This window comes from Segniliparus sp. (genome assembly GCF_051660745.1).
In the GTDB taxonomy this organism is placed as follows: Bacteria; Actinomycetota; Actinomycetes; order Mycobacteriales; family Mycobacteriaceae; genus Segniliparus.
In genome coordinates, this window is sequence record NZ_JBOFQF010000038.1 from 64707 (window position 1) to 86112 (window position 21406).

The 21406-nt window shown below is 64.5% G+C and carries 23 protein-coding genes; 16 read left to right on the top strand and 7 right to left on the bottom strand.

Going from position 1 to position 21406, the window contains the following annotated elements; genetic code table 11:
- Positions 1–4: 4 nt before the first annotated feature.
- Positions 5–1147: a bifunctional DNA primase/polymerase gene (locus ACRC20_RS13510; RefSeq protein ID WP_438686901.1), complete on the top strand. Its 1143-nt coding sequence runs from the start codon at positions 5–7 to the stop codon at positions 1145–1147.
- Entirely contained in the window at positions 1144–2613 is a 1470-nt protein-coding gene (locus ACRC20_RS13515) for a DNA primase family protein (protein WP_438686902.1), read from the top strand. Before ACRC20_RS13510 ends, ACRC20_RS13515 begins: the two co-directional genes overlap by 4 nt.
- Positions 2614–2994: 381 nt before the next feature.
- On the opposite strand, the gene ACRC20_RS13520 is transcribed toward ACRC20_RS13515, so the two are convergent.
- The gene (locus ACRC20_RS13520; protein ID WP_438686903.1) at positions 2995–3450 is read right to left on the bottom strand and encodes a helix-turn-helix domain-containing protein; all 456 of its coding nucleotides are present in this window, start codon (positions 3448–3450) and stop codon (positions 2995–2997) included.
- A gap of 132 nt (positions 3451–3582) precedes the next feature.
- Between ACRC20_RS13520 and ACRC20_RS13525 the strand changes: the two genes are divergently transcribed.
- The 7 genes from ACRC20_RS13525 to ACRC20_RS13555 all read left to right on the top strand — a co-directional run bounded on the left by ACRC20_RS13525 (position 3583) and on the right by ACRC20_RS13555 (position 7986).
- Positions 3583–4191, top strand: coding sequence for a DUF4352 domain-containing protein (locus ACRC20_RS13525; RefSeq protein WP_438686904.1), 609 nt, complete (start codon positions 3583–3585; stop codon positions 4189–4191).
- 17 nt (positions 4192–4208) lie between these two features.
- On the top strand, positions 4209–4535 hold the full coding sequence (locus ACRC20_RS13530; RefSeq protein ID WP_438686905.1) for a DUF732 domain-containing protein: 327 nt from the start codon (positions 4209–4211) through the stop codon (positions 4533–4535).
- Positions 4536–4922: 387 nt separating this feature from the next.
- Positions 4923–5255, top strand: a complete 333-nt coding sequence (locus tag ACRC20_RS13535; RefSeq protein ID WP_438686906.1) for a WXG100 family type VII secretion target — start codon at positions 4923–4925, stop codon at positions 5253–5255.
- 3 nt (positions 5256–5258) lie between these two features.
- On the top strand, positions 5259–5552 hold the full coding sequence (locus ACRC20_RS13540) for a WXG100 family type VII secretion target (RefSeq protein ID WP_438686907.1): 294 nt from the start codon (positions 5259–5261) through the stop codon (positions 5550–5552).
- A gap of 3 nt (positions 5553–5555) precedes the next feature.
- Positions 5556–6926, top strand: a complete 1371-nt coding sequence (locus ACRC20_RS13545; protein ID WP_438686908.1) for a hypothetical protein — start codon at positions 5556–5558, stop codon at positions 6924–6926.
- Positions 6923–7561 carry a hypothetical protein gene (locus ACRC20_RS13550; protein WP_438686909.1) on the top strand — a complete coding sequence of 213 codons (639 nt, stop codon included), beginning with the start codon at positions 6923–6925 and terminating at the stop codon, positions 7559–7561. The genes ACRC20_RS13545 and ACRC20_RS13550 overlap by 4 nt, the downstream gene beginning before the upstream one ends.
- A complete protein-coding gene (locus ACRC20_RS13555; protein WP_438686910.1) occupies positions 7561–7986 on the top strand; it encodes a YbaB/EbfC family nucleoid-associated protein in 426 nt (141 codons plus the stop codon). The genes ACRC20_RS13550 and ACRC20_RS13555 overlap by 1 nt, the downstream gene beginning before the upstream one ends.
- A gap of 853 nt (positions 7987–8839) precedes the next feature.
- Here the strand turns inward: ACRC20_RS13555 and ACRC20_RS13560 are convergent.
- The 3 genes from ACRC20_RS13560 to ACRC20_RS13570 all read right to left on the bottom strand — a co-directional run bounded on the left by ACRC20_RS13560 (position 8840) and on the right by ACRC20_RS13570 (position 11555).
- The gene (locus tag ACRC20_RS13560; protein WP_438686911.1) at positions 8840–9268 is read right to left on the bottom strand and encodes a hypothetical protein; all 429 of its coding nucleotides are present in this window, start codon (positions 9266–9268) and stop codon (positions 8840–8842) included.
- A gap of 662 nt (positions 9269–9930) precedes the next feature.
- Positions 9931–11034, bottom strand: a complete 1104-nt coding sequence (locus tag ACRC20_RS13565) for a threonine aldolase family protein (protein ID WP_438686912.1) — start codon at positions 11032–11034, stop codon at positions 9931–9933.
- 11 nt (positions 11035–11045) lie between these two features.
- Positions 11046–11555: a MarR family winged helix-turn-helix transcriptional regulator gene (locus ACRC20_RS13570; protein ID WP_438686913.1), complete on the bottom strand. Its 510-nt coding sequence runs from the start codon at positions 11553–11555 to the stop codon at positions 11046–11048.
- A gap of 139 nt (positions 11556–11694) precedes the next feature.
- On the opposite strand from ACRC20_RS13570, the gene ACRC20_RS13575 reads away from it, so the two are divergent.
- Positions 11695–12483, top strand: a complete 789-nt coding sequence (locus tag ACRC20_RS13575) for a hypothetical protein (protein WP_438686914.1) — start codon at positions 11695–11697, stop codon at positions 12481–12483.
- Here ACRC20_RS13575 and ACRC20_RS13580 read toward each other — a convergent pair.
- The gene (locus tag ACRC20_RS13580) at positions 12480–13406 is read right to left on the bottom strand and encodes a hypothetical protein (protein WP_438686915.1); all 927 of its coding nucleotides are present in this window, start codon (positions 13404–13406) and stop codon (positions 12480–12482) included. The two genes, ACRC20_RS13575 and ACRC20_RS13580, sit on opposite strands and share 4 nt — an antisense overlap.
- The gene (locus ACRC20_RS13585; RefSeq protein WP_438686916.1) at positions 13403–14272 is read right to left on the bottom strand and encodes a phosphoribosylaminoimidazolesuccinocarboxamide synthase; all 870 of its coding nucleotides are present in this window, start codon (positions 14270–14272) and stop codon (positions 13403–13405) included. Before ACRC20_RS13585 ends, ACRC20_RS13580 begins: the two co-directional genes overlap by 4 nt.
- Before the next feature lie 126 nt (positions 14273–14398).
- On the opposite strand from ACRC20_RS13585, the gene ACRC20_RS13590 reads away from it, so the two are divergent.
- The 3 genes from ACRC20_RS13590 to ACRC20_RS13600 are packed head-to-tail and all read left to right on the top strand — an operon-like array spanning position 14399 to position 16942.
- Positions 14399–15376 (top strand): cation diffusion facilitator family transporter, encoded by a 978-nt coding sequence (locus tag ACRC20_RS13590; RefSeq protein WP_438686917.1) that lies wholly within the window; start codon positions 14399–14401, stop codon positions 15374–15376.
- The gene (locus ACRC20_RS13595; protein WP_438686918.1) at positions 15360–16508 is read left to right on the top strand and encodes an NAD(P)/FAD-dependent oxidoreductase; all 1149 of its coding nucleotides are present in this window, start codon (positions 15360–15362) and stop codon (positions 16506–16508) included. The genes ACRC20_RS13590 and ACRC20_RS13595 overlap by 17 nt, the downstream gene beginning before the upstream one ends.
- On the top strand, positions 16505–16942 hold the full coding sequence (locus ACRC20_RS13600; protein ID WP_438686919.1) for a VOC family protein: 438 nt from the start codon (positions 16505–16507) through the stop codon (positions 16940–16942). The genes ACRC20_RS13595 and ACRC20_RS13600 overlap by 4 nt, the downstream gene beginning before the upstream one ends.
- Here ACRC20_RS13600 and ACRC20_RS13605 read toward each other — a convergent pair.
- A complete protein-coding gene (locus tag ACRC20_RS13605; protein ID WP_438686920.1) occupies positions 16879–17319 on the bottom strand; it encodes an SdpI family protein in 441 nt (146 codons plus the stop codon). The two genes, ACRC20_RS13600 and ACRC20_RS13605, sit on opposite strands and share 64 nt — an antisense overlap.
- Before the next feature lie 98 nt (positions 17320–17417).
- Between ACRC20_RS13605 and leuS the strand changes: the two genes are divergently transcribed.
- Genes leuS through ACRC20_RS13620 form a run of 3 tightly spaced genes read left to right on the top strand, consistent with a single transcriptional unit; the run spans position 17418 to position 21261 of the window.
- Complete coding sequence (leuS, locus tag ACRC20_RS13610) at positions 17418–20279, top strand: leucine--tRNA ligase (protein ID WP_438686921.1); 2862 nt, start codon at positions 17418–17420, stop codon at positions 20277–20279.
- Between the two features lie 28 nt (positions 20280–20307).
- Positions 20308–20754 (top strand): DUF6841 family protein, encoded by a 447-nt coding sequence (locus ACRC20_RS13615; protein WP_438686922.1) that lies wholly within the window; start codon positions 20308–20310, stop codon positions 20752–20754.
- Between the two features lie 54 nt (positions 20755–20808).
- Positions 20809–21261, top strand: coding sequence for a nitroreductase/quinone reductase family protein (locus ACRC20_RS13620; RefSeq protein WP_438686923.1), 453 nt, complete (start codon positions 20809–20811; stop codon positions 21259–21261).
- The last annotated feature ends 145 nt before the right edge of the window (positions 21262–21406 follow it).

Here is a 21406-nt window from a genome sequence, read left to right on the forward strand (position 1 = left end):
CATCATGACATCAACCCCCGAAAATCACAACCCCGCCAGCGGGAACGACGAAGGCCCCTTCGCGAGGGCGCACAAAAAATATCGAGAGCGCGGATGGCGAGGCACAGTGCCCTTGCCCGCCAGAGAGAAGCACCCGCCTCCCACCGGATGGACTGGAAAGGCCGCTGTGCATCCGAGCGACGAGCAGTGTGAGGCTTGGACGAAAGAAATAGGATACAAGCTCGCCAACATAGGGCAACGTTTGGCGGAATGCCCCCCGGGGCCGGATGGCAAAATCATCTATCAGATCATCGGCATTGACGTGGACGACTACGACGCGAAAACCGGAGCCGAAGAGTATGATGCGTTAGAGGCGAAGTTAGGCCCTCTGTACAAAACATATTATTCGACCGCTAGGGCTTTCCCTTCTGCTATCCGCTTCTATCGGGTTCCGGTGGGATATTCATTCCGAGGCAAGCTCTCAAACTCTATCGAGGTCATCCAAAAAGGCCACCGTTACGCGGTGGTCTGGCCTTCATGGAATCCTAAATCAAATTCGCAGTACCAGTGGTATGACCCGGACGGCAACCCGTGCGAGATTCCTTATGTCGATGATCTGCCGATCATTTCGCCAGACGATCCGGCCACGGCTTTGTGGTTCGAGTACTTGACCAACGGCCACACTCTGTGGTCGGAAGACGATATGGACACTGAGAGCACCGTCTCAGAGATTGAGCAATGGGCGCTCTCTGTGTTCCCTGGCGCGAAATCGGACGATGACGACGTGTGCCATACGATGATTCGAGCCGTAGAGGCTGTCGTCAAAAGCATGTGGTCAGAGGAGTCTTCTCACGACAAGATCACCGCCGCTCACTGGCAACTTGCCTGCCTCGCGAGCGAAGGCCACTACTCCTACGCCGTGGCGGTTGCGGAAGTCGAGCGGGTCTATATCGGCTCCGTGCTGAAACGCCGTAAAAGAAACCTTAGAGAGGTTCGCGGAGAGGTTATGAGGTCACGGGTCAACGCTCTGAGGAAAATCAAAGCCAGCATGGACAACGGCGTACGCCCTCTCGTCCACGGTTGCTCTTGCGCTGAGGACGCGGCGGCTTTGGATCGGTTCAATGCCAAGTTCGGCAAGCCGGGGCAGCAGAACGGGTCGGAGAAATGACGGGCCTCATTCCGCAGAGCGGCGACGGCAAGCCGCCAGAGGAGTACAGTCGCGACGACGACGGCAACGCGGAGCACTGGCTCGACCTCTACGGCGATCATGTGTGGTGGGTGCCCGAGCGCACGAAGTGGCTCGTCTGGCTTGTAGAGAGATGGGTTTTCGACTCGAACGCGGCCCATCAGTCCTATAAGAATGTGAAAGCCAAACAACAGGCCCATGCGGACGCTTTGAAAGCTCAGGCAGAGCAGTTGCAGCGCGCGAACGCCGACGCAGCACTTTTGAAGAAAGCGTGGGCACTGCAACGTGAGGCGCAGAAATGGGCGGATCGCTCCGGGCTCGTGGGACCTCGTGAGTCCGCGCTTAAAACAGCGTCTCTCTACAAAGAGAAGCATGACGCCGAGCTTGACAATAATTCTTTTCTCCTTGGTGTCGCAAACGGTTTTGTGTCGCTGGACAAAGAGAATAGTACTTCCGCGCTTAAAGGCAAGATGAAAGAAAAAATGATCACAATGAACACCGGCACTTCTTATTTCCCCTGGGGGAGCATCGAGAACAGCAAAGAAGCCTCTATATGGGTTTCCGCTTTAGAGGAATGGCTACCAGACGAAGAAATCAGGGCCTTCGCGCAAAGCCTGGTCGGCTATTCTCTGCTCGGAGACAACCGGGAAAGAATCTGTGTGTTCGTCGTGGGTGAGACCAGCACGGGAAAATCTACATTCCTCAACGCCATCATGGCGGCTTTGGGCGATTACGCGGGGCCAATTGACCTGTCCGTCTTCCGTGGTGACCGCCAGCTCAATCCTGCTCTTGTGGACGCGATGACGAAACGTCTTGTGGTCGCCTCCGAGGCCAGCTCAAAGGCAGTTTTGCACGCGGACGTGTTCAAGCGCATCACGGGTAACGAGCCCTTGGCGGCTGAGCTGAAATACTCGAACGCGATTTTCAGGCGTGTTCCCGCCTTCACGCCGTGGGTGTTGCTCAACCCTACGGATGTGCCGAGCATCCCTAATGCGGATCAAGCGGTGATCCGCCGGATTGTCAAACTCGATTTCGGCAGCAAGATCGAGGAAGATCCAGAACTCGGCGTTATGATGCGTACCTCGCGAGAGTTCAAAGAGTCCGTCCTGTCATGGTGCGTGGAAGGCTGGCGGCTTTATTGCGAGCGCGGCGGCATCGTGATTCCCGAAAAACTCCTGGACTCCAAACACAAGTTCATTGGTGATATTTCCGAATTCTACAAGTTCTTCCACGAGAGCTTCGAGACCGACCCGCTCGCGTATGTGACTTTTGCCGACGCGTACGACCATTACGCCAACTGGTTTTACGATAACCGCAAGCAGGATCGAGACATCTTGAGCAAGAACGGATTCAGCAAGAAAATGCGCTCGATGGGATTTGTGTCAGAGCAGAAATGGATATCCGGGGATAGCAACCAAAGATGCTACATCGGCTTACGGATCGCCTGAACCTTGGAATTTCAGATTTAGTAATTATGGCGAATCGCCCGCCTCTTTCATTAATCCGAAAGGGGCGGGCGATTCTATCTGTCAATCTAACCAATTTGCGCGCCTAATGATTCGCCCGACCTGCCCTAACCCGTCTATCTGATTTATCCCCAACCTTTATACTGCGTGTAATGCTATTTGATAATCTATCTATTTTTCACACATGCTATTTTATGTGATTTATTAGATAGACTGGTTAGAAACAATGTCCGACCAGCCCTAACTGATATTTTTAGAGCAGGCCCCATCGGTTAGAAACGGTTAGCGATACCTCTTGAGCAGCCCTAACCGACCGTGAACAGCGGAAACGGCGACGAATCCCGTAATAGCCACTGGGCAGAGTCAGGCCGGTGTGCCGGGCGGTCGGTCTTTCGCACGTTGCCACGCGGCCCACGCTTCCGCCTCGCTCACGCCGAGCAACGGGGCCAAGGCTTGCGCCCGAGCATCGGTCATGGGGATTTCGCCGCGTTCGAGTTTGGAGAGGTTCTGCGTGCTCATGCCAGCGGCTTTAGCGAGCTGTGGCTGTGTGTGGCTGGCGAGGTTTCGCAGGTCAGAGAGGAAGCGTTCGCCCGGAGGGATGCGCACAACGGCGCTTACTGGGGCTTCGAGCACTGCGAGAACCGGGGCAAGTTTGTCGATGTTCGGCGTGCGCGTGCCATTGTCCCACGTCCCGAGGGTTGACGCGCTCACGTTCGAGAGCCGCGATAGGTCTTGGACGCTGATCCCCGTGCCACGCCAAGAGAGCCGCAGCCGTTTGAACTCGTGATGGTCGAAGCCCCGCATGACGCGGCGGCTCACTCGGCTCTCCGGGTGTTCACGCTCATACAGCCATGCTCGGAGCGTGAATCCGCTAGGTCATACTCAGCGCGAACATATAACGCGAATAAAGTACGATCAAGTGAATATTGCCGCGCCACGAGAGAGAGCCCCATGACCTACGACCCCCACCAGCCGCCAGCCGGTCACTACCCCCTTGGCGGGGTCCATGTGCATCTACCGGAGAAGAGGCCGCGTAAGTGGCCGTGGATCACGGCCTGTGTCGCGCTGGTCCTGTGCTGTGGCCCCTGCTCCTACATCCTGTACCGTTCGGGCTCGCACGACGGCACAGGCGGATCGGCTGGCCATGAGGCCGCACAAACGGCGGCGTTGGGGTCGCCCGTGCGCGACGGGAAGTTCGAGTTCACCGTCACCGAGATAAGCCCTGGCTCTGCGACCATCGGCAGCAACCCCCGCGCGAGCAAGAAACCGCAGGGCAAGTTCGTCGTCGTCACCGTGACCGTGAGCAACACCGGCGACAAGCCCGAATGGTTCAACCCCCTCGATCAGAAGCTCATCGACCACGACGGCAAGACCTTCAAGGCCGACACCGCGTTCAAGACCGAGCCGGGAGACTGGAACGGACTGATGGGCGACAACATCAACCCCGGCAACACGGTCACGGTCAAGATCGCCTACGACATCCCGCAGAACACCGAACCGCAGTTGATCGAGCTGCACGACTCCCGTTTCTCGCACGGCGTGAAAGCCGCGCTCTCATGACAAGGGGAATCCGAACCATGAAAAAGATTTTGAGTGTCGCGCTGGTCTTGTGCTTCGCGCCGATGGGCACAGCGGCAGCGGACCCGCTCGTGACGGATGATCTGGAAGCGCAAGACCAGAGATTCATTTATTCGCTCGCGAACAACGACCTGTTCGCCCCTGGAAGCGATCCGATCTTGGCCGTGAACGCGGGCAAAGCCGTGTGCGACATCCTGCGAAGCCGGGCCAAGAGCCCTTTGCAACTCGCCGCAACGCTCCAAGAAAAAGGGTGGCAGACGCAGAAGGCAACTCTGTTCATCGCCATATCCGAAACAACCTATTGCCCAAAGGTGTTCGACAAATGAGCACGATGAAAACACTGCTCCTGGCGGGATGGCTGTCGCTGCCTTTCCCCTCGGCGTCTTACGCGGACCCCTACGACCCTTGCCCGTACCGTGATCCGACTTCGTACGGGGCGTGCTCGACAAGCCCCAACGGACAGTACCGCGACCCTTACCACTCCCCACAGAACGGCGACCCCGGCACTTGGGGACCAAACGGCCACTACACGCCGGATCGCGGCGGAAAGCCTTACTGATCCATAATTGAGCGGAGAATACGCAGATGAGAACTGTTTTTGTCCACTCGTCCCGTAATTGCTGGAAACGCGGGGGGATGCTAGCATCGAGCGGTCTTGACATCAGAGGAAGGGCGAGCATGGCGACACTGAGGCGGCGGTTATGAACAGGCCTATGAAAGCCTCGTCTGAGCAGATCGCGGCCACGGCGCAGTTCGCGGCCTCCAAGGCCGAGGAGATAGCAAGCGGCGTGAACAGCTTCTCAAACGAGGTCGATGAGTTTTGCGGCTCCGGTTGGCAGGGCCAAGCGTCGGACGCTTTCAAACCGCCGTTCGATGAGTGGAAGAGCGCCATGCTCGACATCGGGAAGGCGTTGCAGTCCACATCCGAGCGACTAGGGCAGGCCAGCCGCGACTACGCCCACCAAGAACACGAGAACAAAGAGCAGCTGCAACAGCCCCAACAGCATATCGAGCAGATACGAAGCCAAATCCAAGGGAGGGCGTGAGACATGCCTGATCGGTACGTGGCCGACCTCGATCAGATGGACTCGACAGTCTCGCGCATGGAAGCGTTCGAGAACCAAGTCCAAAGCTGGCTCGATGAGATCGACCACGAGATAGCGAAACTGCATCTCACCTGGTCAGGTGATGCGGCCAGCGCGCAAAAGGCCGATCACGACCGCTGGACGAAAGACATGCAGGACGCGAAGGCCGCGCTTGAATCGCTCAAAACAGTGATGCGTCAAGCTCACACCAACTATCAGGGCGCGAACACGGCGAACACGGCAATGTGGGCAGGGTGAACGATGGCGCGTAATGATGTGGAGTTTGCCGCGTACTCGCAGTCCTCAACGCATTTGCTCGATGTCAACACAGGGGCTCGCAACGCTATCAGCACGCTCGTGTCGAGCCTGCAAGGCTCATTGGGCGGCGCTGGCGGCACCGACGAGGCCGGTCGGGAGTGGTCGCAGCATTTCGATGAGGCGATGCGTTCAGCGATGCAGGCGAGCGCGAATGTGGTCAACAACGCGGGGAACCGCTCGGAGCTTTTGCACGCGACTGGCCTGAACCATGTGAAGGCTGATGCCGAATCCACGATTGGCGGGGGCGATGCCAGTTACGCGCCCGTGCCGAGCGTGACGGAGTTCGCCGCGCCCTCAGTCCCCTCAGCGGACGGCGGGCCGAACAAAGCGCCGATGGGCGGCACGGCTGGCAAAATCTGGTCATGGATTGAAGACAAAGTGGGTTTCATCTGGCCCAACGGCGATCCTGACAAACTCCGATCCGTACAAGCCGCGTGCCAGCAAGCCGCGTCCGCGATAGACGGGGCACGCGGCGGAATCGACAGCGCGAAGGGCCTGGTGTCGGCGCAATCAGCGCCAGAAGTGCCGAGCGTGATCAACAGGCTTGGCCAGGACGGCACCGATTTCTCGGACCTTACCAGCGGGCTAAGAGATTTGGGGGGCTCAGCCGGGGAGCACGCCACCAACATTGAGAACGCCCATAACGCCCTCATCAATGCGATAGAGGATTTCGCCATCGAGACGGCGGCGTGGGAGGTCGGCGGCGCGATCCTCTCCGTCTTCACCGCAGGCATAGCCGAAGTTGCCGCGAACGCCGCAGTGGTCGCACGCCTCGCGAGCCTGATCAGCAAGCTAAAGAGACTCTACGAAGCGTTCAAGAACGCAGTGAAGGCCGCGCTTGCTGCGGTTAAAGAAGTGGCCGGAAGACTTGGAACCAAGTTTGCTAAGCTTCTAGGCATCACAGGGCGAAACGGCGGCAAAGTTGCCGATGCCGAGGCAGAGCAAGCGCGTCTGGCAGCTCGGGCGAGGGATCTGCATAGCCGCCTGGTGAACGCCAAGACCGGCAAGCCGGATGTCAGGGCGCAAAACAGTCGGACCTCAGCGGCGATGAGCACCAAAGAAGGCAAAGACGTTCTCGCTGGTGGCGGTAGGGATCTAAACCCCGCGCAAAGAGCAGCAGCAGGACCGAATGACGTTGTAGCGATGCAACCAGGCGCGCACGCCGAAGTCACCGCGATCAACGGGGCGCGTGACGCAGGATTAACCCCTTCGCAGATTGCCGTTTCACGTCCAATATGCGATAATTGCGGCACCGCCATTGAAGAGAGCGGCGGAACCGTACTACCGGATAGAATGGGAGCGACCTGGCCATGAGCGGCAGTTTCGACCTGCTGGACTATGGTTCACAGGTGTACGCGAAAGTTGACGCGCTTTCGACCGAGAAGCAGCTCCTCTTTGAGTCCGGGCTGAGTGAAGTTCTTTACACACTCCTTGCTTCCCTTTCGGAAGATGAAGATTCACAAAAGCTCGGTGCTTATCGGCAGGCGCTGAACATCATTCAGCAGGCCATTCGTGGTGAAGATCAATCCGAAACGGCAGCTCAGGCCCGCGATACTGTTGACTCGTTGATACCGGACGACGATGCCCCTGGCTGGAAGTGGACTACTCCAATCTGGCAAAACGCCGGAATCAGCACTTACTACACACTCGGCGTGATCATCGGAGACGAAGAGCCCGGATTCCCCCTCTCTCATTTTGTCGAAGCCGCCGACTACATAGCTCAATCCACAAGCGGGCGCGAAGATCCCTTGCCGAGCATCGAGCAAGAGCCGATTGTGGTGCAGTCTCGGCAAATAGTCTCAGATATCATCGAAACCTTGGAAAACATGGATCTTACAGAAGATGCCATCACAGGGTTTTACAATCAGATTTCCGGCGATGGGAGATACTTGGCTTCAATCGCAGAGAACTTATACAATGATGCTCGATCCAGAGGCGTTAATATCTGATGACCAGACCTGATGCGCCCTTTGAAGACCGTTTAACGACTTGGGCCACGAAAGCTGAGCGTATTCAGGGACAGTTGAAGCAGATTCGCGGCAAAGGAACCGCCGTGAACGGTTACTTGGTTGTTGAGGCCGATGTGGCGGGCAAGTTGTTGAACATCACGACCGATGCGCCAGTGACGGACCTGCATCACGAGAACTTGCAATCCGCGATCCTCCGGGCGTACCAGGCCGCGTGTGCCGACGCTCAGAAGCAAGCGAGCGTGGTCACCGCCGAGCTGTACGCCGATCCTGAGATTCGGGACGTGCTCAGGAAGATGAACCCGGATGCCGAACTGCCGGGGGCGAAGCCCAGCGCGCCATCCCAACCAGACCCCCACGAAGATGGGTACGACGAGCCGCCGCAAACGTGGCTACAGCGGTTGTGATGACGTTTAAGGGCCGGTAGGAACCTACACGACAAGCACGTTACGCCGTGTAGCACGGCACGACGCGCGCAACGGCACAAGTCGTATGAGCGGTCAGCATTGCCCCGTCTTCCAGCTCGACGGGACGGAGCGCGCCAGAGTTGCGCCGCTCACTATCAAGTAGCCTCGAACTCCCAACACTTACCCAACGAAAACAGCCCTTTGGAACCCTCTCGGGCCAATCCGAACCAACGCTCACTATCGGCATAACGCCCAGTTGATAGGTGTTTTCAGTCGAGTTCCTACATGATCAAACGCCCCGAACCGCTTAATGAATAGGTCAGCGGTTCGATTCCGCTAAGCGGCTCCACGAAAAGCCTGGTCAAAGGCTATGATTCAAGATCACAAAACATCCCGGTTGGCAGCCGTGGACACATTTTGGACACGGCTTGCGTCCACGACTGCCCCGTTTCTGGGGCCGAGTTCGCTGTGTACGAGCGGGCGCCGTCTCGGTGTGTTTCGGGATTTTAGCCGCGGGGGCGGGGTCGATGAGAAGGTCCCGTCTGTGAGCGGCTACGAGCGCGCTGCCGGAACGCGAGTCGCAAGGGAGGGTGGACGGCGCTGCGATCGTTCGAAGAGGTCGGCCCAGCGCAGAGTGCAGCGAGGGCTGTGTCGGCCCTGGGCCGAGCATGGATGTCGGCGAGACGGCTTGACCGCAGAAAACCAGAAGATTTCCGAACGAGCCGGCAGAAAACAAGAATTCCCGCCCCGATGATGGGGCGGGAATTCTTGTTTTCCGCCGGCTCGTGGCCAATTGCCGGGTCGGTCCAGGAGATGCCTTCCCTGGCCGAAGCCGGTCCATGCCACGTTTGGGTCAGACGGCTATTGCGTCCGCGTGCGCTCGTGCTGCTACGGCGTCGAGCACGGCGGAGTATGCCTCGTCGATGGCCGCAAGCGCGAACGCGATGGCGTCAATCGAGTATGTCTCTGCCTGTTCGGCGTTCTTTTCCGCCTCGTGCGCCTCGTGCGCCTCTTTCTTCGACTCGATGTTGGCTTTGGTTTTTGCCACATGGGCATGCCACTTCACGCGGGCTTCTTCCCAGGCCGCGTTCGCCGCGTTCTCTGCCGACTCGGCCTTCTTGGCAAGCTCGGCCGCCGTTGCCTCAGCCTTCTTGTGCGCTTCGGCCACGTCGGCCTGCAGCTCATCGCCCTTCTTCTTGACGGAAGATTCCAGCTGATCAGAAATGCTCTTAGCCTTCTCGCCGATCGTATCGAAACGAGCTTTCAGGTTATCTTGAGACATAGGAACTCCATATTTCCTTGAGGATAAAGATAAATTATTTGGGAGTTGTATTTAGTAATTTTCCAATGGGAAAATCACCAAATACAACCTTTGTGGGGAGTGGGGGTATTGTCAACAGTTCGCCACAAATGGATTATTGCGATTTTGATTATTGTGGACTATTGCAATTCTTCTTCTCGGAGTGTTATGAGACGGGATCTCGACGGGGTATCGCCATCGAGGATGCTGCGATGTTGGCTTTACGCTGCGGATTCTCCACGCGGGTGGCGTCGGCTGCCGACGGCTGGCGATGACTCCTGCGCCTGAGTTGTGCCGGGCGTCGGGAGATTCCGGCGGATCGGGCGGCTGGAAAATTTCCAGCCCGGCAGATGTCGGGCTCCCGCCCCGGACGAGCTGGCGTTCACGAGCGGGACGGGCACGCGCATGCGCGGCTGGAGTGGGTTAGTTGATGACGGCTTCGTGGACACGTTCGGACACAGGAGTAGGACGCGCCCGTTGCTGGCGGAGGGCGGAAAAATAGTGCTCGAACACGGAATCCGGGCAAAAGCCCGGGTGGGGGCGGGCGGGTGTTCGCCCAGGTTTTTACCCTCGTGATGAAGAGGCCGGCGGTTCGATTCCGCTCAGCGGCCCCACGAGACACGGCGCAGGTCGGAACACGTTGATCAGGCGGGGCCCGCGTCTTGTCGGCGCGGCTGGCGCAGCCGCTGCATCTCATGCTCGACGTCGGCGGCGAAGGCGTCGACGTCCTCCGGAGTCGTGTCGAACGAGCACATCCACCGGACCTCCCCGGCGCTGTGGTCCCAGTCGTAGAACGAATGGCGCTGCCGAAGCCCTTCTGCCGCCGGGCGGGGGAGCACGGCGAAGACGGCGTTCGCCTGCACGGGACGCGCGACGCGCACCCCGTCGATCCCGGCGACTTGTGCGGCCAGGCGGCGCGCCATGGCGTTGGCCTGCTGAGCGCCGCGCAGCCAGAGGCCGTCTGCGAGGAGCGCTTCGAACTGCACCGAGACGAACCGCATCTTCGAGGCGAGCTGCGCGGTCATCTTGCGAAGATATCCGAGGTCGTGGACGGCTTCCGGGTTGAGCACGACGATTGCCTCGCCGAAAAGGAGCCCGTTCTTCGTGCCGCCGAACGACACGACGTCGACCCCAACGTCTGTGGTGATCGCCCGGAGCGGGACGTCGAGCGAGGCCGCGGCGTTGGCGAGGCGTGATCCGTCGAGGTGGACGAGCATGCCGAGGCGGTGGGCGCGCTCGCAGACCACGGCGATCTCGTCGGGGGTGTAGACGGTGCCGAGCTCGGTGCTCTGGGTGATCGACACCGCCGAGGGCTGCGCGTGGTGCACGCCGTCGAAGTTGTGCAGATGCGTGTCGACCAGCTCGGGGGTGAGTTTGCCGTCCGGAGTCGGGGTGGCGAGGATCTTGGCCCCGGCGAGCTTCTCGGGGGCGCCGCACTCGTCGCCGTTGATGTGGGCGGTGCCCGCCGCGATCACCGCGCCCCACCGGGGCACGACCGCCTCGAGCGCCACGACGTTCGCGCCAGTGCCGTTGAACACGGGGAAAGCTGCGGCGCGCGGGCCGAAATGCTCACGGAACACTTCCTGCAGCCGCTCGGTGTACACGTCGTCGCCGTACGCGGGCTGGTGTCCGCCGTTGGCGGTCGCCAGGGCCGCCAACACCTGCGGGTGCGCGCCCGCCCAGTTGTCGCTCGCGAAACTCTTCTGGGAGGGGTCGTGGCGGCGGGCCACTCCGTCCGGCTTCTGCATAGGAGGCTCGGTCAGCAGAGCTCTTCGTCGGGGAAGGACTTCAGCACCGCGGACTCCAGCGTGCGCAGCCAGCGCACGATCTGCACCTGCTCCTCGGTGCTGAGCACCGCGAGCGCTTCCGAGACGGTCTGCACGCGCGCCGACGCGGCGCCGACGACGTACTCGCGCCCCGCCGGGGTCACCGACAGCAAGGTGGCGCGGCCGTCGGCCGGATCGGGTTCGCGCTGCACCAGCTCGGACTGCTCCAAGATCGTGACGACCCGGGACATGGTCGGGGCGGTGACTCGTTCGCGGTTGGCGAGGTCGCCGAGGCGCAACGGCCCGTGCTGGGCGATGACGAACAACGCGGAGAGCCCGCTGGCGGTGAGCGGGGTCATCTCTCCGGCCCGACGCATGCCGCGCAGGATGCGCAAGAGCAAGTAGTACACGTCGGCGGCGGCTCCGAGCCCCGCCTGGTCGAACACGGCTTTCGTCTCGGCGGCAAGTCCGGATTGCGATTCGACTCCGCGCTCTGCGCTCATGTTCTTTCCTGTGCTCTGGGCTGAATTGGGGGGTAGTGTATCGCAGATTGTTGCAATGTGGCAATCAACTATGGCGGAAATCGTCGCGCGTGTTCTCGTGCGGTTGCCGAACCGTCCGGAGACCAGCCACACTAGAGCGATGGGACCCACGCGCGCCCGGCGCTTCTTTTCGACACTCGCGGCTTCGCCAGACGCCGCGCGGGTCGTGAACGCGGTGGCGTACGGGGCGGCGCTCGGATTCCAGCTCTACTACGTCAAGAGCATGGTCGAGAACCCCGCGAAAGCGCGGACCATGGCGATGCGCCGCGCGGGAACGGTCACGGCGGCGGTCGAGGGCGGGTTGTACGACGCCGCGCTCGACCAGTTCGGCGACGACTTCCTCGCCGCGCAAGAGGCGTACCGCCGCAAAGGGCTGATCCTGGACGACCTGCTCGTCTCGGAGCCCCGGCCGCAACGGGCGCCCGTCCGCCGGAGGCTCCGCTGCCAGGCCGCGACGGCGCTGCGGGCCGCGTTGCCGAGGCGGAGACAGGACGGCGACGAGCGGCGCAGGGCCAAGGCGGTGACTGTCCGTTCGGCGCAAGCGTTGCGCAGCTCTATCCTCGGACCTGCGCCGATGATCCTGTCCGCGTACACGGGGCCGCATGATTACCGGGCGTTGTGGACTCCGGAGGACCGCAGGGTCGAGCATCAGCTGCTCATCGCGTTGGAGGAGTTGTCCGGGGCCTCGTTGCCAGGGCTCACCGAGGCGAACCTGCGGCCTTTCACGGACCCGGAGACCGGGCTCCTGCTGCCATGGGACGAGGTCGTGGCGGGCGCAGGGGCCTTGGACGTGGACCAGGCCGTGGTCGAGTACCTTCTCGACTCCCGCTACGGCGACGCGGTGCTGGCGGGCGCGAAGGCGTTCAACGAGGCGAGATCCGCGCGTTAAGCGACTTCCGGCGCCGAGGCGGCCCAGGTGTTGCAGTCGACCAGGCTTTTCGCGTCGGCTCCGCGCCGGAACCAGCGGCGGTGGCTCTCCGTCGACGCGTTGATACTGGACCCTCCCGCGTCGTCCCCGTAGGACGAGGTGCTCGCGAGGGCCTGGTCGAACATGTCGGTCGTGATGGAGCCGAGCCCGAGCTCGGCGGCGATGAACGAGCCGCTGAAGCACTGCCATTGCAGCGTGTGCCTGCGCCCGAACTCGCCGCGCTGCGGCGAGTTCTCCGGCACGTTGGCCCTGGCGTTCCGGTACGCGGCCGTGATGCCCGAGAGGGCCTGCACGTACTCGCCGTACCAGCCCGAGACGAGCCCGAGGGAGGATCCGGGATCGGGGTTGAGGGCGGGGGAGCCCGGTTGCGCGTACAGGATGTGGATCGAGTCGTCGCAGAGCGAGGCCGAGGAGAGCTCGGGCACGCAGGCCGTGCCGTAGCCCGCGCCGTAGTGGACGGCGAGGCTCGCGTCGGCGAACGGCAGGTTGGCCGCTTCGAGGACTGGCCGCCAGGTGGCGTTCATGCAGCCGACGGCGGCCTTCATGAAGGCTTGCTCGTCGGCTGCGGTCGGCTTCCAGCCGGGCAGCCTGCAGGTCGTCCCGTGCAGTGCGAGCCCCCGGTCGTTGAGCAACGGGTGGTCGCGGAGCTTGAGCACGCGGGCGGGCGGCCCGGTCGCGGTGAGGGGCGGGGGCGCGGCTCTCGTCGGCGCCGCGCCGGGGCTGGGGCCGCCCGCGGCGCCGCGAGCGGCGAGCCAAACGGCGCCCGAGACGGACAGGACGGCGGCCACTGCGGCGACGGCGATCAGCGAGACGACCACCGGGCGGCGTAAGCCTGCCGGAGTCTCCGGCTCAGGCTTGATGTACGCCCGGTACGCCCGCCTCATGCCAACCAGGCTCCGAACGACAGCCCGGTGACCTGCTCGTAGAGCTGGATGTAGCGCTCGCGCGTCGCGTCGGCGACCTCGGCGGGCAGCGGGGGCGGGGCTGCGCCCCCCGATTTCGACCAACCTGATTCAGGGCTCGTCAGCCAGTTGCGGACGTATTGCTTGTCGAGGCTCGTCCCGGGGCTCTCGGCGGGCCAGTAGCGCGACGAGTCCGGCGTGAGCGCCTCGTCGGCGAGCACGAGCTGCCCGTCCGAGTCCAGGCCGAACTCGAATTTCGTGTCCACGAGGGTCAGGCCCCGGTCCGCGACGAGCCGCGAGGCCGCGTCGAAGATCTCCAGGGTCGCGTCGCGGAGCTGCTCGGCGAGCTCGGCGCCCACCTGCTCGGCGACGCCGTCGAAGCTGATGCTCTCGTCGTGCTCGCCGACGTCGGCTTTCGTGGTGGGGGTGAAGATCGCGGGCGCCAGCCGGGCGTTCTCGGCCAGGCCCGGCGGCAGCGCCACGCCGGAGACGGACCCGTCCGCCTGGTAGTCGGACCAGCCGGAGCCGGTGAGATAGCCCCGGGCGATGCACTCCACCGGGACCATGCGCAGTTTGCGCACCACGAGCGCCCTGCCGAGGACTTCCTCGGGGATGCGCCCGTCGTCCGGCGGGCCCGCGAGGTGGTTCCGGACGGCGAGCCTCTCGAAGAAGAAGACGGAGAGCGCGGTGAGCACCCGGCCCTTGTCCGGGATGGGGGTGGCGAGCACGTGGTCGTACGCGGAGAGGCGGTCGCTGGCGACGAACAGCAGGTGCTCGTCGTCCACCTCGTAGAGGTCGCGGACTTTTCCGGAGTGCACGTGCGGGTACTCGGCGAGCGATGGGCGCATGGGTCATGAGCGTACCTGGCCACCCACAGGCCCGCTGGGCCGTCGTGCTGCGGTGTTGCGCCTTTGCCCGTCTCATATTAGCATTCACGCATATAAGGATTCGCGCATATGACAGAGGAGACCTGAATGGCGCACGACCACGACCACGGGCACGGGCTTGACACGAGCAGCGATCGAAGGTGGCTGTTCGCGGCGTTGGCGCTGTTGCTCGTGTTCATGGCGGGCGAGGTGGCGGCAGGCCTCGCCGCAGGCTCCCTGGCGCTTTTGTCCGACGCCGCGCACATGCTCACCGACGTGGCCTCGCTCGTCCTCGCGCTCGTGGCGATGAAGCTCGCCGCCCGCCCGGCCGAGGGCTCCATGACCTACGGCCTGCGCCGCGCCGAGATCCTTTCCGCCCAGCTCAACGGGGCCACCCTCCTCGTGCTCGGCGGTTGGTTCGTGTACGAGGGGATCACAAGGCTGCTGCATCCGCCGCAGGTCGAGGGCGGGCTGGTGCTCGTCGTCGCGCTCGTCGGCGTCGCGGTGAACATCGCCGCGACGGTGTGCGTCGGCAAGGCGAACCGCGCCAGCCTCAACGTCGAGGGGGCTTTCCAGCACATCCTCACGGACCTCTACGCCTTCATCGCCACGGTCGTCGCCGGATTGGTGATCTGGCTGACCGGGTTCGCCAGGGCGGACGCGCTCGCCGCGCTCGTCGTCGCCGCGCTGATGCTCAAATCGGGCTGGGGCCTTGTGCGCGCGGCTTCTCGGATCCTCCTCGAAGCCGCTCCCGCCGGATTCTCGCCCGACGCCATCGGCGCGCAGCTTGTCGCGCTCGACGACGTCGTCGAGGTGCACGACCTGCATATTTGGGAGATCTCGTCGGGCCAGGCCGCCCTCTCCGCCCACGTGTTGGTCACGGGCGCGGCGGACTGCCACGAGCGCCGGGTCGCGATGGAGCGGCTCTTGCGCGACGAGCACGGCGTCGAGCACACGACGATCCAGGTGGACCATTTCGCCGAAGGCGAAGAGCACTGCGAGCAGGCACATGGCCGCGTCCATCGGTCTGAACGAGACGAAGTCGGGCCGGTGGAGCAGACTAGTAGGCATGAGCACCACCACTGAGGCCGACTTCCTCGTCGTCGGCGCGGGGATAGCCGGGGCTTCGACGGGGTATTTTCTCGCGCCGCACGGCAAAGTCGTCGTCCTCGAGCAGGAGGATGCTCCGGGCTACCACACCACGGGGCGCTCGGCCGCGATGTACGAGCCCGCGTACGGCAATGCGCAGGTCCGCACGCTGACGGCGGCGAGCAGGGCTTTCTTCGACGCCCCGCCCAAGGGGTTCGCCGAGCATCCGCTGCTCGCCCCGAGGGGCGTGGTGATCGCGCGGCTCTCGGGAGAGGAGTTCGAGTCCGACTCGCCCGAGTCCGACGAGGCTCTGATCGCCGACCTGCTCGACGTGCCGGGGGCGAAGCTCCTCGGGAAAGAGGAGGTGCTCGAGCTCCTCCCGGTGCTGCGCGAGGAGCTCGTGCTGGGCGGCGTGCACGACACGCACGCCGAAGACGTCGACGTCGGCGAGCTGCACCTCGGCTTCCTCAAGGGGATCCGGGCGCACGGCGGCGAAGTGCGCTGCGGGCGCAAGGTCGCCTCGCTCCAGCGCGTCGGATCGCATTGGGAAGCGAAGTCGGGCGACGAGGTCTACCGGGCGCCCGTGGTGGTCAACGCGGCCGGGGCCTGGGCCGACGTGGTCGCCCAGCTCGCCGGGGCCGGGCAGATCGGGCTGGTCCCCAAACGCCGCTCCGCGTTCGTCTTCCACCCGCCCGAAGGGCTGGACGTGCATGCCCTGCCAATGGTCAAAGACCTGCGGATGAACTTCTACGTCAAACCGGACGCGGGCATGCTCCTCGGCTCCCCGGCGAACGCCGACCCGGTCCCGCCCCAGGACGTGAAACCCCCGGACCTCGACATCGCCCTCGCGATCTACCGGATCGAGGCCGCCACCACGCTCACCGTGGGCCGCCCGGCGCGGACCTGGGCGGGGCTGCGCTCCTTCGTCGCGGACGAGGGGCTGGTCGGCGGGTACGCGCCCGATGCGGAGGGCTTCTTCTGGGTCGCCGCGCAAGGCGGCTACGGCATCCAGACCTCGCCCGCGATGGGCGAGGCGACCGCCGCGCTGGTCCTCGGCGAGCAGATCCCGGCGCATATCGCCGCGCACCACGTCACCGCCGAGGCGCTGAGCCCGTCGAGGCTGCGATGAGCGCTCCGGAGTGGCCGACGCTCGTCTACGCCGACGCGAAGGCGGCGGTCGTGTTCTTCGCGAGGGCGTTCGGCTTCACTCCGGGGATGCTGGTCGGCTCAGGCGACCTCGTGCTCCGCGCGGAGCTGGTGTGGCAGGGCCGGGGCGTGGCCGTGGTCGAGGCCGCGTCGGAGGCGGCAGGGGAGGGAGCGGGCTCGGTGTCGCTCGCCGTCGATTCGCCGCAGGAGGCCGACGCGCTGTACGAGCGCGCTGTCGCGGCCGGGGCGCGCAGCGTCCTCGCGCCGCACGACGGGGAAGGCCCGGAAAGGAAGGGCAGGGCGCGCCGCTTCCAGGTCGCCGACCCCGAGGGCGTGCTGTGGTTGTTCGCCGCTCAGTGCCCGCAGAGTTTGGCTGACCCGCAGCCGCTGCCGCTCGCGCAGGCCTCGGCGGAGTAAGGGCACGTCGGAGCGCTTGCTGCCGAGACGGGCAGCCGGTCTGCGGCTTTGTTCCCCACATAGGCCCCGTAGCCGATCGGGAGGAGCGAGACGAGCGCGCCCAGCAGGACCGCGACGGCGAAGCCCAATGGCGCGGGCAGGGCGAGCGCGCCGATCGCGGTGAGGACCATGACGGCTCCGCCTGCGGCGACGCCCGGGGCGGCGATCTTGTTGGCGAGCTTGAACGCCTCGTCCGAGCGCATGGTGGCGGGGGTGCGCACGCCCGCGAACCGGTTCGCCGACAGTTTCTGCGTCCACGAGGCCCACGCGACCGCGAGCAGCGCGCAGCCTGCGAGGGCGAAGACGACCGCGACGGCGATGACCGAGAAGGAGGGCATGCGACGAGTGTAATCCTCCAAGGCCGCGCGGACACAAAACCAATGCAGCAGGCTCGCGCCGACGATCTGGTTTGCACAGCGCAGTAAGCTCTACGCCCATGACCGAACCTGCTTCGACCCGCTACGACAACACGGCCGCCGGGCGGATCGAGGCGTTCTGGCAAGCCGAATGGGAGCGCGCCGGGGCGTTCCACGCGGACAACCCGGTCGGCGGCCTCGCGGGCGCGGGCGCGGGGCTGGAGCCGTTCTTCATCATGGACATGTTCCCGTATCCGTCGGGGGACGGCCTGCACGTCGGGCACCCGCTCGGCTTCATCGCCACGGACGTGCTCGCCCGCTTCCAGCGGATGGCGGGGAAGAACGTCCTGCACACCATGGGCTTCGACTCGTTCGGCCTGCCGACCGAGATCTACGCGGTGCAGACCGGGATCCACCCGGCGAAAGTGACGGACACGAACGTGGCGCGGTTCTTGCAGCAGATCCGCCGCCTCGGCCTGGGCCACGACGAGCGCCGCCGGTTCAACACCTCCGACCCCGACTACTACCGCTGGACGCAGTGGATCTTCCTCAAGATCTACAACGCCTGGTACGACCAGGGCCAGAAGCGCGCGAGGCCGGTGGGCGAGCTGGAGGCCGAGTTCGCCTCCGGAGCGCGGGCGACGTCGGACGGACGAGCCTGGGGCGATCTCACGAAGGGCGAGCAGCGCGCGCTGGTCGACTCGTACCGGCTGGTCGGGCGGCACGAGTCGGTGGTGAACTGGTGCCCCGGCCTCGGCACGGTGCTGTCGAACGAGGAGGTCACCGACGAGGGGCGCTCCGAGCGCGGCAACTTCCCCGTGTTCCGCAAGAACCTGCGCCAGTGGACGATGCGGATCACCGAGTACGCCGACCGGCTCGTCGACGACCTCGACCGCCTGGACTGGCCGGACAAGGTCAAGTCCATGCAGCGCAACTGGATCGGCCGCTCGACCGGCGCGGTGGTGGCGTTCGAGATAGCCGGTGATCGCCGCCTTGGCGCGTTGGAAGTGTTCACGACCAGGCCGGACACGCTGTACGGCGTCACCTTCATGGTGGCCGCGCCCGAGTCCGAGCTGGTCGACGCCCTCGTGCCGGACCAGTGGCCCGAGGGCACGAGCCCCGAGTGGACCGGCGGGGCGGCGACCCCGGCGGAGGCAGTGGCCGCCTACCGGGCCAAGGTCGCGAACCGGGGCGAGCGCGAGCGGCAAGAGGAGAAGACCAAGACGGGCGTCTTCACCGGCGCGTTCGCGGTCAACCCGATCACCGAGGAGCGCATCCCGCTCTTCGTGGCGGACTACGTCCTCGTCGGGTACGGCACCGGCGTGGTCATGGCCGTGCCGGGGCACGACCAGCGGGACTGGGAGTTCGCGAAAACCTTCGGCCTGCCGGTCGCCGAGGTCGTCTCCGGCGGCGACGTCGAGACCGGCGCGCACACCGGCGACGGGAAACTGGTGAACTCGGGGGCCTGGGACGGGCTTTCGCCGAGCGAGGCCAAGGCGGTCGCGGCGCAGGACCTGGAGCGGCGCGGCGTGGGCCGCGCGCAGCTGCAGTACAAGCTGCGCGATTGGCTCTTCGCCCGCCAACGCTACTGGGGCGAGCCGTTCCCGCTGGTGGCAGATAGTTCCGTGGACCAGGTCTTCCCGCTCGGCGACGCGCAGCTGCCGGTCCTGTTGCCCGAGATCGAGGACTTCCGCCCGATCGTGTTCGAAGCCGACGACGCGGACTCCCGCCCGTCCGCCCCGCTGAAGAAGGCGGGCGCGTGGCTCACGACCGAGTTCGACTTCGGCGACGGGCTCAAGCCCTACACCCGCGAGACGGACGTGATGCCGAACTGGGCGGGGAGCTGCTGGTACTACCTGCGCTATTTGGACCCGAAGAACGAGGAGACGTTCTGCGACCCGGCGAACGAGCACTACTGGATCGGCCCGAAGCCTGAAAAGCGCGGAGCGGCGGACCCCGGCGGCGTCGACCTCTACGTCGGCGGCACCGAGCACGCGGTGCTGCACCTGTTGTACGCGCGGTTCTGGCACAAGGTGCTCCACGACTTGGGCGAGGTGTCCTCGGCAGAGCCGTTCCGGCGCTTGTTCAACCAGGGGTACATCCAGGCCGCCTCGTACACCGACTCCCGCGGCGCGTACGTGCCCGCCGCCGAGGTCGAGGAGCGGGGCGGCGAGTTCTTCTGGACAGACTCTGATGGAACGACACAGCCGGTCAAGCGCGAGTTCGGCAAGATGGGCAAGAGCCTGAAGAACTCGGTCACCCCCGACGAGATCTGCGCCGAGTACGGCGCGGACACGTTGCGGGTCTACGAGATGTCGATGGGCCCCTTGGACCAGTCGAAGGACTGGTCTACCAAGGACATCGTCGGGGCGCAGCGCTTCCTCGCCCGCGTGTGGCGCCTCGTTGTCGACGAGGACGGCGCGGGCAAGGCGAGGGTGGCCGAGTCCGAGCCGGACGTCGAGACGCTGCGCGTCCTGCACCGCACCATCGCCCAGGTCGGCGAGGACTACCCGGCGCTCAAGTTCAACCTCGCGGTGGCCAAGCTCATCGAGTACACCAACCACCTGACGAAACGCTATCTCTCCGACCAGCAGGGCCCGGACGGCGCCCCGCGCGCGGCGGTGGAGCCGCTCGTCGTGATGCTCGCCCCGCTCGCCCCGCACCTCGCCGAGGAGCTGTGGCGCGCGCTGGGCCACGAGGAGCTGCTGGTCCGCCACCCGTTCCCGGCGGTCGACCCGAAATTCCTCGTGGACGACGAGGTGAGGCTCCCGGTGCAGATCGGGGGCAAGGTCCGGGCCACCATCGTCGTGCCTGCGGAAGCCGCCGAGGACGTGGTCCGCGCCGCCGCGCTCGCCGACCCGAAGGTCGTGGAGCAGCTCGCGGGCAAGGAGCCCAAGCGAGTCATCGTCGTGCCGAAGAAGATGGTCAGCATCGTGCTCTGAGCCGAGCCGGAGAGAAGGAGGCGCCGCTGTGGCGAACGTGGCCGAAGAAGTGTCCCAGTGGTTCTTCGAGGAGTATTTCCAAACCTACGTCGGCTCGCTGAACGGCTCGCTCGCCGTCGGCCCCGAGTTCCTCCTGGACTACTGGAACGTGCCGGTGCGCCTCAGCGCGCCGGGGTTCGCCGCGTGGCTCCGCGCGGACGAGGCGGTCGTCGGCTTCCACCGGGACTTCGACCGCGTCCAGGCGCAGAGCCAGGGGTTCGCCGACACCGCCGTGCTGGACAGCGCGGTCGTCGGGTACCACGCCGACGCGGCGGGGGTCGAGCTGGTTTTCTCCCGCCGTCGTGCCGACGGCTCGGAGATCGGGCGTTTCGCGGCCCACTACGAGGTGGGCAGGGACGCGCGGGGCTGGCGGATCTTCTCCGTGCAGACCGCCCCGACGGCGGCGGAGTCGCTCGCGGAGGCGTGGGGGCAGTAGGCTCGCCGAGCATGCTATGTCAACAATATTGACATTGTGTGCTATGCTGGAGCTATGGCTGAGATAGATATCACACCCCCGCCGAAGTGGCTCAAGCTCGTCAACAAAGGCATGGTCTTCGCGCAGCGCGCGCTCGGAGTCACGATGGGCCCGGTCCACGTGCTGACCGTCCCCGGCCGGACTTCCGGCGAGCCGAGGTCCACCCCGATGTCGATCGTGGCGTTGAACGGCGCCCGCTACGTCGTCGCGGGCTACGCGAAATCCGATTGGGTGCGCAACGCCCGCGCCGCGAAGGCCGGGACGCTCTCGGTGGGCAAGAAATCGCAGGACGTGGGCATTGTCGAGGTCGACGCGGACGAAGCGCGCCCGGTGCTGCGCGAATTCCCGACCCAAGTCCCCACCGGGGTGGGGTTCATGAAGCGCAGCGGCGTGGTCGAGAACGGCACGCCCGAGGAGTTCGAGGCGTTGGCGGGCTCTGTCGTCGTCTTCCGTTTCGACTCTTTGTGATCTCCCTGCGGATAGCTGGGGTCTTCGGAGAGTTTGCTGTGTGGTTGCGGCCAACGAAAGTTGCAGCAGTGCTTGGCTTGGCGGAGCCGAGTCTCCAGCGAAACCAGTCCGAGTGCGCAGCTTCGGGTGCGCAGCCCTGGTTTTG

Bases quoted from the DNA above. Each gene is read 5' to 3' on its own strand.
- ACRC20_RS13510 (WP_438686901.1), top strand. From the start codon at position 5: ATGACATCAACCCCCGAAAATCACAACCCCGCCAGCGGGAACGACGAA.
- ACRC20_RS13515 (WP_438686902.1), top strand. From the start codon at position 1,144: ATGACGGGCCTCATTCCGCAGAGCGGCGACGGCAAGCCGCCAGAGGAG.
- ACRC20_RS13525 (WP_438686904.1), top strand. From the start codon at position 3,583: ATGACCTACGACCCCCACCAGCCGCCAGCCGGTCACTACCCCCTTGGC.
- ACRC20_RS13530 (WP_438686905.1), top strand. From the start codon at position 4,209: ATGAAAAAGATTTTGAGTGTCGCGCTGGTCTTGTGCTTCGCGCCGATG.
- ACRC20_RS13535 (WP_438686906.1), top strand. From the start codon at position 4,923: ATGAAAGCCTCGTCTGAGCAGATCGCGGCCACGGCGCAGTTCGCGGCC.
- ACRC20_RS13540 (WP_438686907.1), top strand. From the start codon at position 5,259: ATGCCTGATCGGTACGTGGCCGACCTCGATCAGATGGACTCGACAGTC.
- ACRC20_RS13545 (WP_438686908.1), top strand. From the start codon at position 5,556: ATGGCGCGTAATGATGTGGAGTTTGCCGCGTACTCGCAGTCCTCAACG.
- ACRC20_RS13550 (WP_438686909.1), top strand. From the start codon at position 6,923: ATGAGCGGCAGTTTCGACCTGCTGGACTATGGTTCACAGGTGTACGCG.
- ACRC20_RS13555 (WP_438686910.1), top strand. From the start codon at position 7,561: ATGACCAGACCTGATGCGCCCTTTGAAGACCGTTTAACGACTTGGGCC.
- ACRC20_RS13560 (WP_438686911.1), bottom strand. From the start codon at position 9,268: ATGTCTCAAGATAACCTGAAAGCTCGTTTCGATACGATCGGCGAGAAG.
- ACRC20_RS13565 (WP_438686912.1), bottom strand. From the start codon at position 11,034: ATGCAGAAGCCGGACGGAGTGGCCCGCCGCCACGACCCCTCCCAGAAG.
- ACRC20_RS13570 (WP_438686913.1), bottom strand. From the start codon at position 11,555: ATGAGCGCAGAGCGCGGAGTCGAATCGCAATCCGGACTTGCCGCCGAG.
- ACRC20_RS13575 (WP_438686914.1), top strand. From the start codon at position 11,695: ATGGGACCCACGCGCGCCCGGCGCTTCTTTTCGACACTCGCGGCTTCG.
- ACRC20_RS13580 (WP_438686915.1), bottom strand. From the start codon at position 13,406: ATGAGGCGGGCGTACCGGGCGTACATCAAGCCTGAGCCGGAGACTCCG.
- ACRC20_RS13585 (WP_438686916.1), bottom strand. From the start codon at position 14,272: ATGCGCCCATCGCTCGCCGAGTACCCGCACGTGCACTCCGGAAAAGTC.
- ACRC20_RS13590 (WP_438686917.1), top strand. From the start codon at position 14,399: ATGGCGCACGACCACGACCACGGGCACGGGCTTGACACGAGCAGCGAT.
- ACRC20_RS13595 (WP_438686918.1), top strand. From the start codon at position 15,360: ATGAGCACCACCACTGAGGCCGACTTCCTCGTCGTCGGCGCGGGGATA.
- ACRC20_RS13600 (WP_438686919.1), top strand. From the start codon at position 16,505: ATGAGCGCTCCGGAGTGGCCGACGCTCGTCTACGCCGACGCGAAGGCG.
- ACRC20_RS13605 (WP_438686920.1), bottom strand. From the start codon at position 17,319: ATGCCCTCCTTCTCGGTCATCGCCGTCGCGGTCGTCTTCGCCCTCGCA.
- leuS (WP_438686921.1), top strand. From the start codon at position 17,418: ATGACCGAACCTGCTTCGACCCGCTACGACAACACGGCCGCCGGGCGG.
- ACRC20_RS13620 (WP_438686923.1), top strand. From the start codon at position 20,809: ATGGCTGAGATAGATATCACACCCCCGCCGAAGTGGCTCAAGCTCGTC.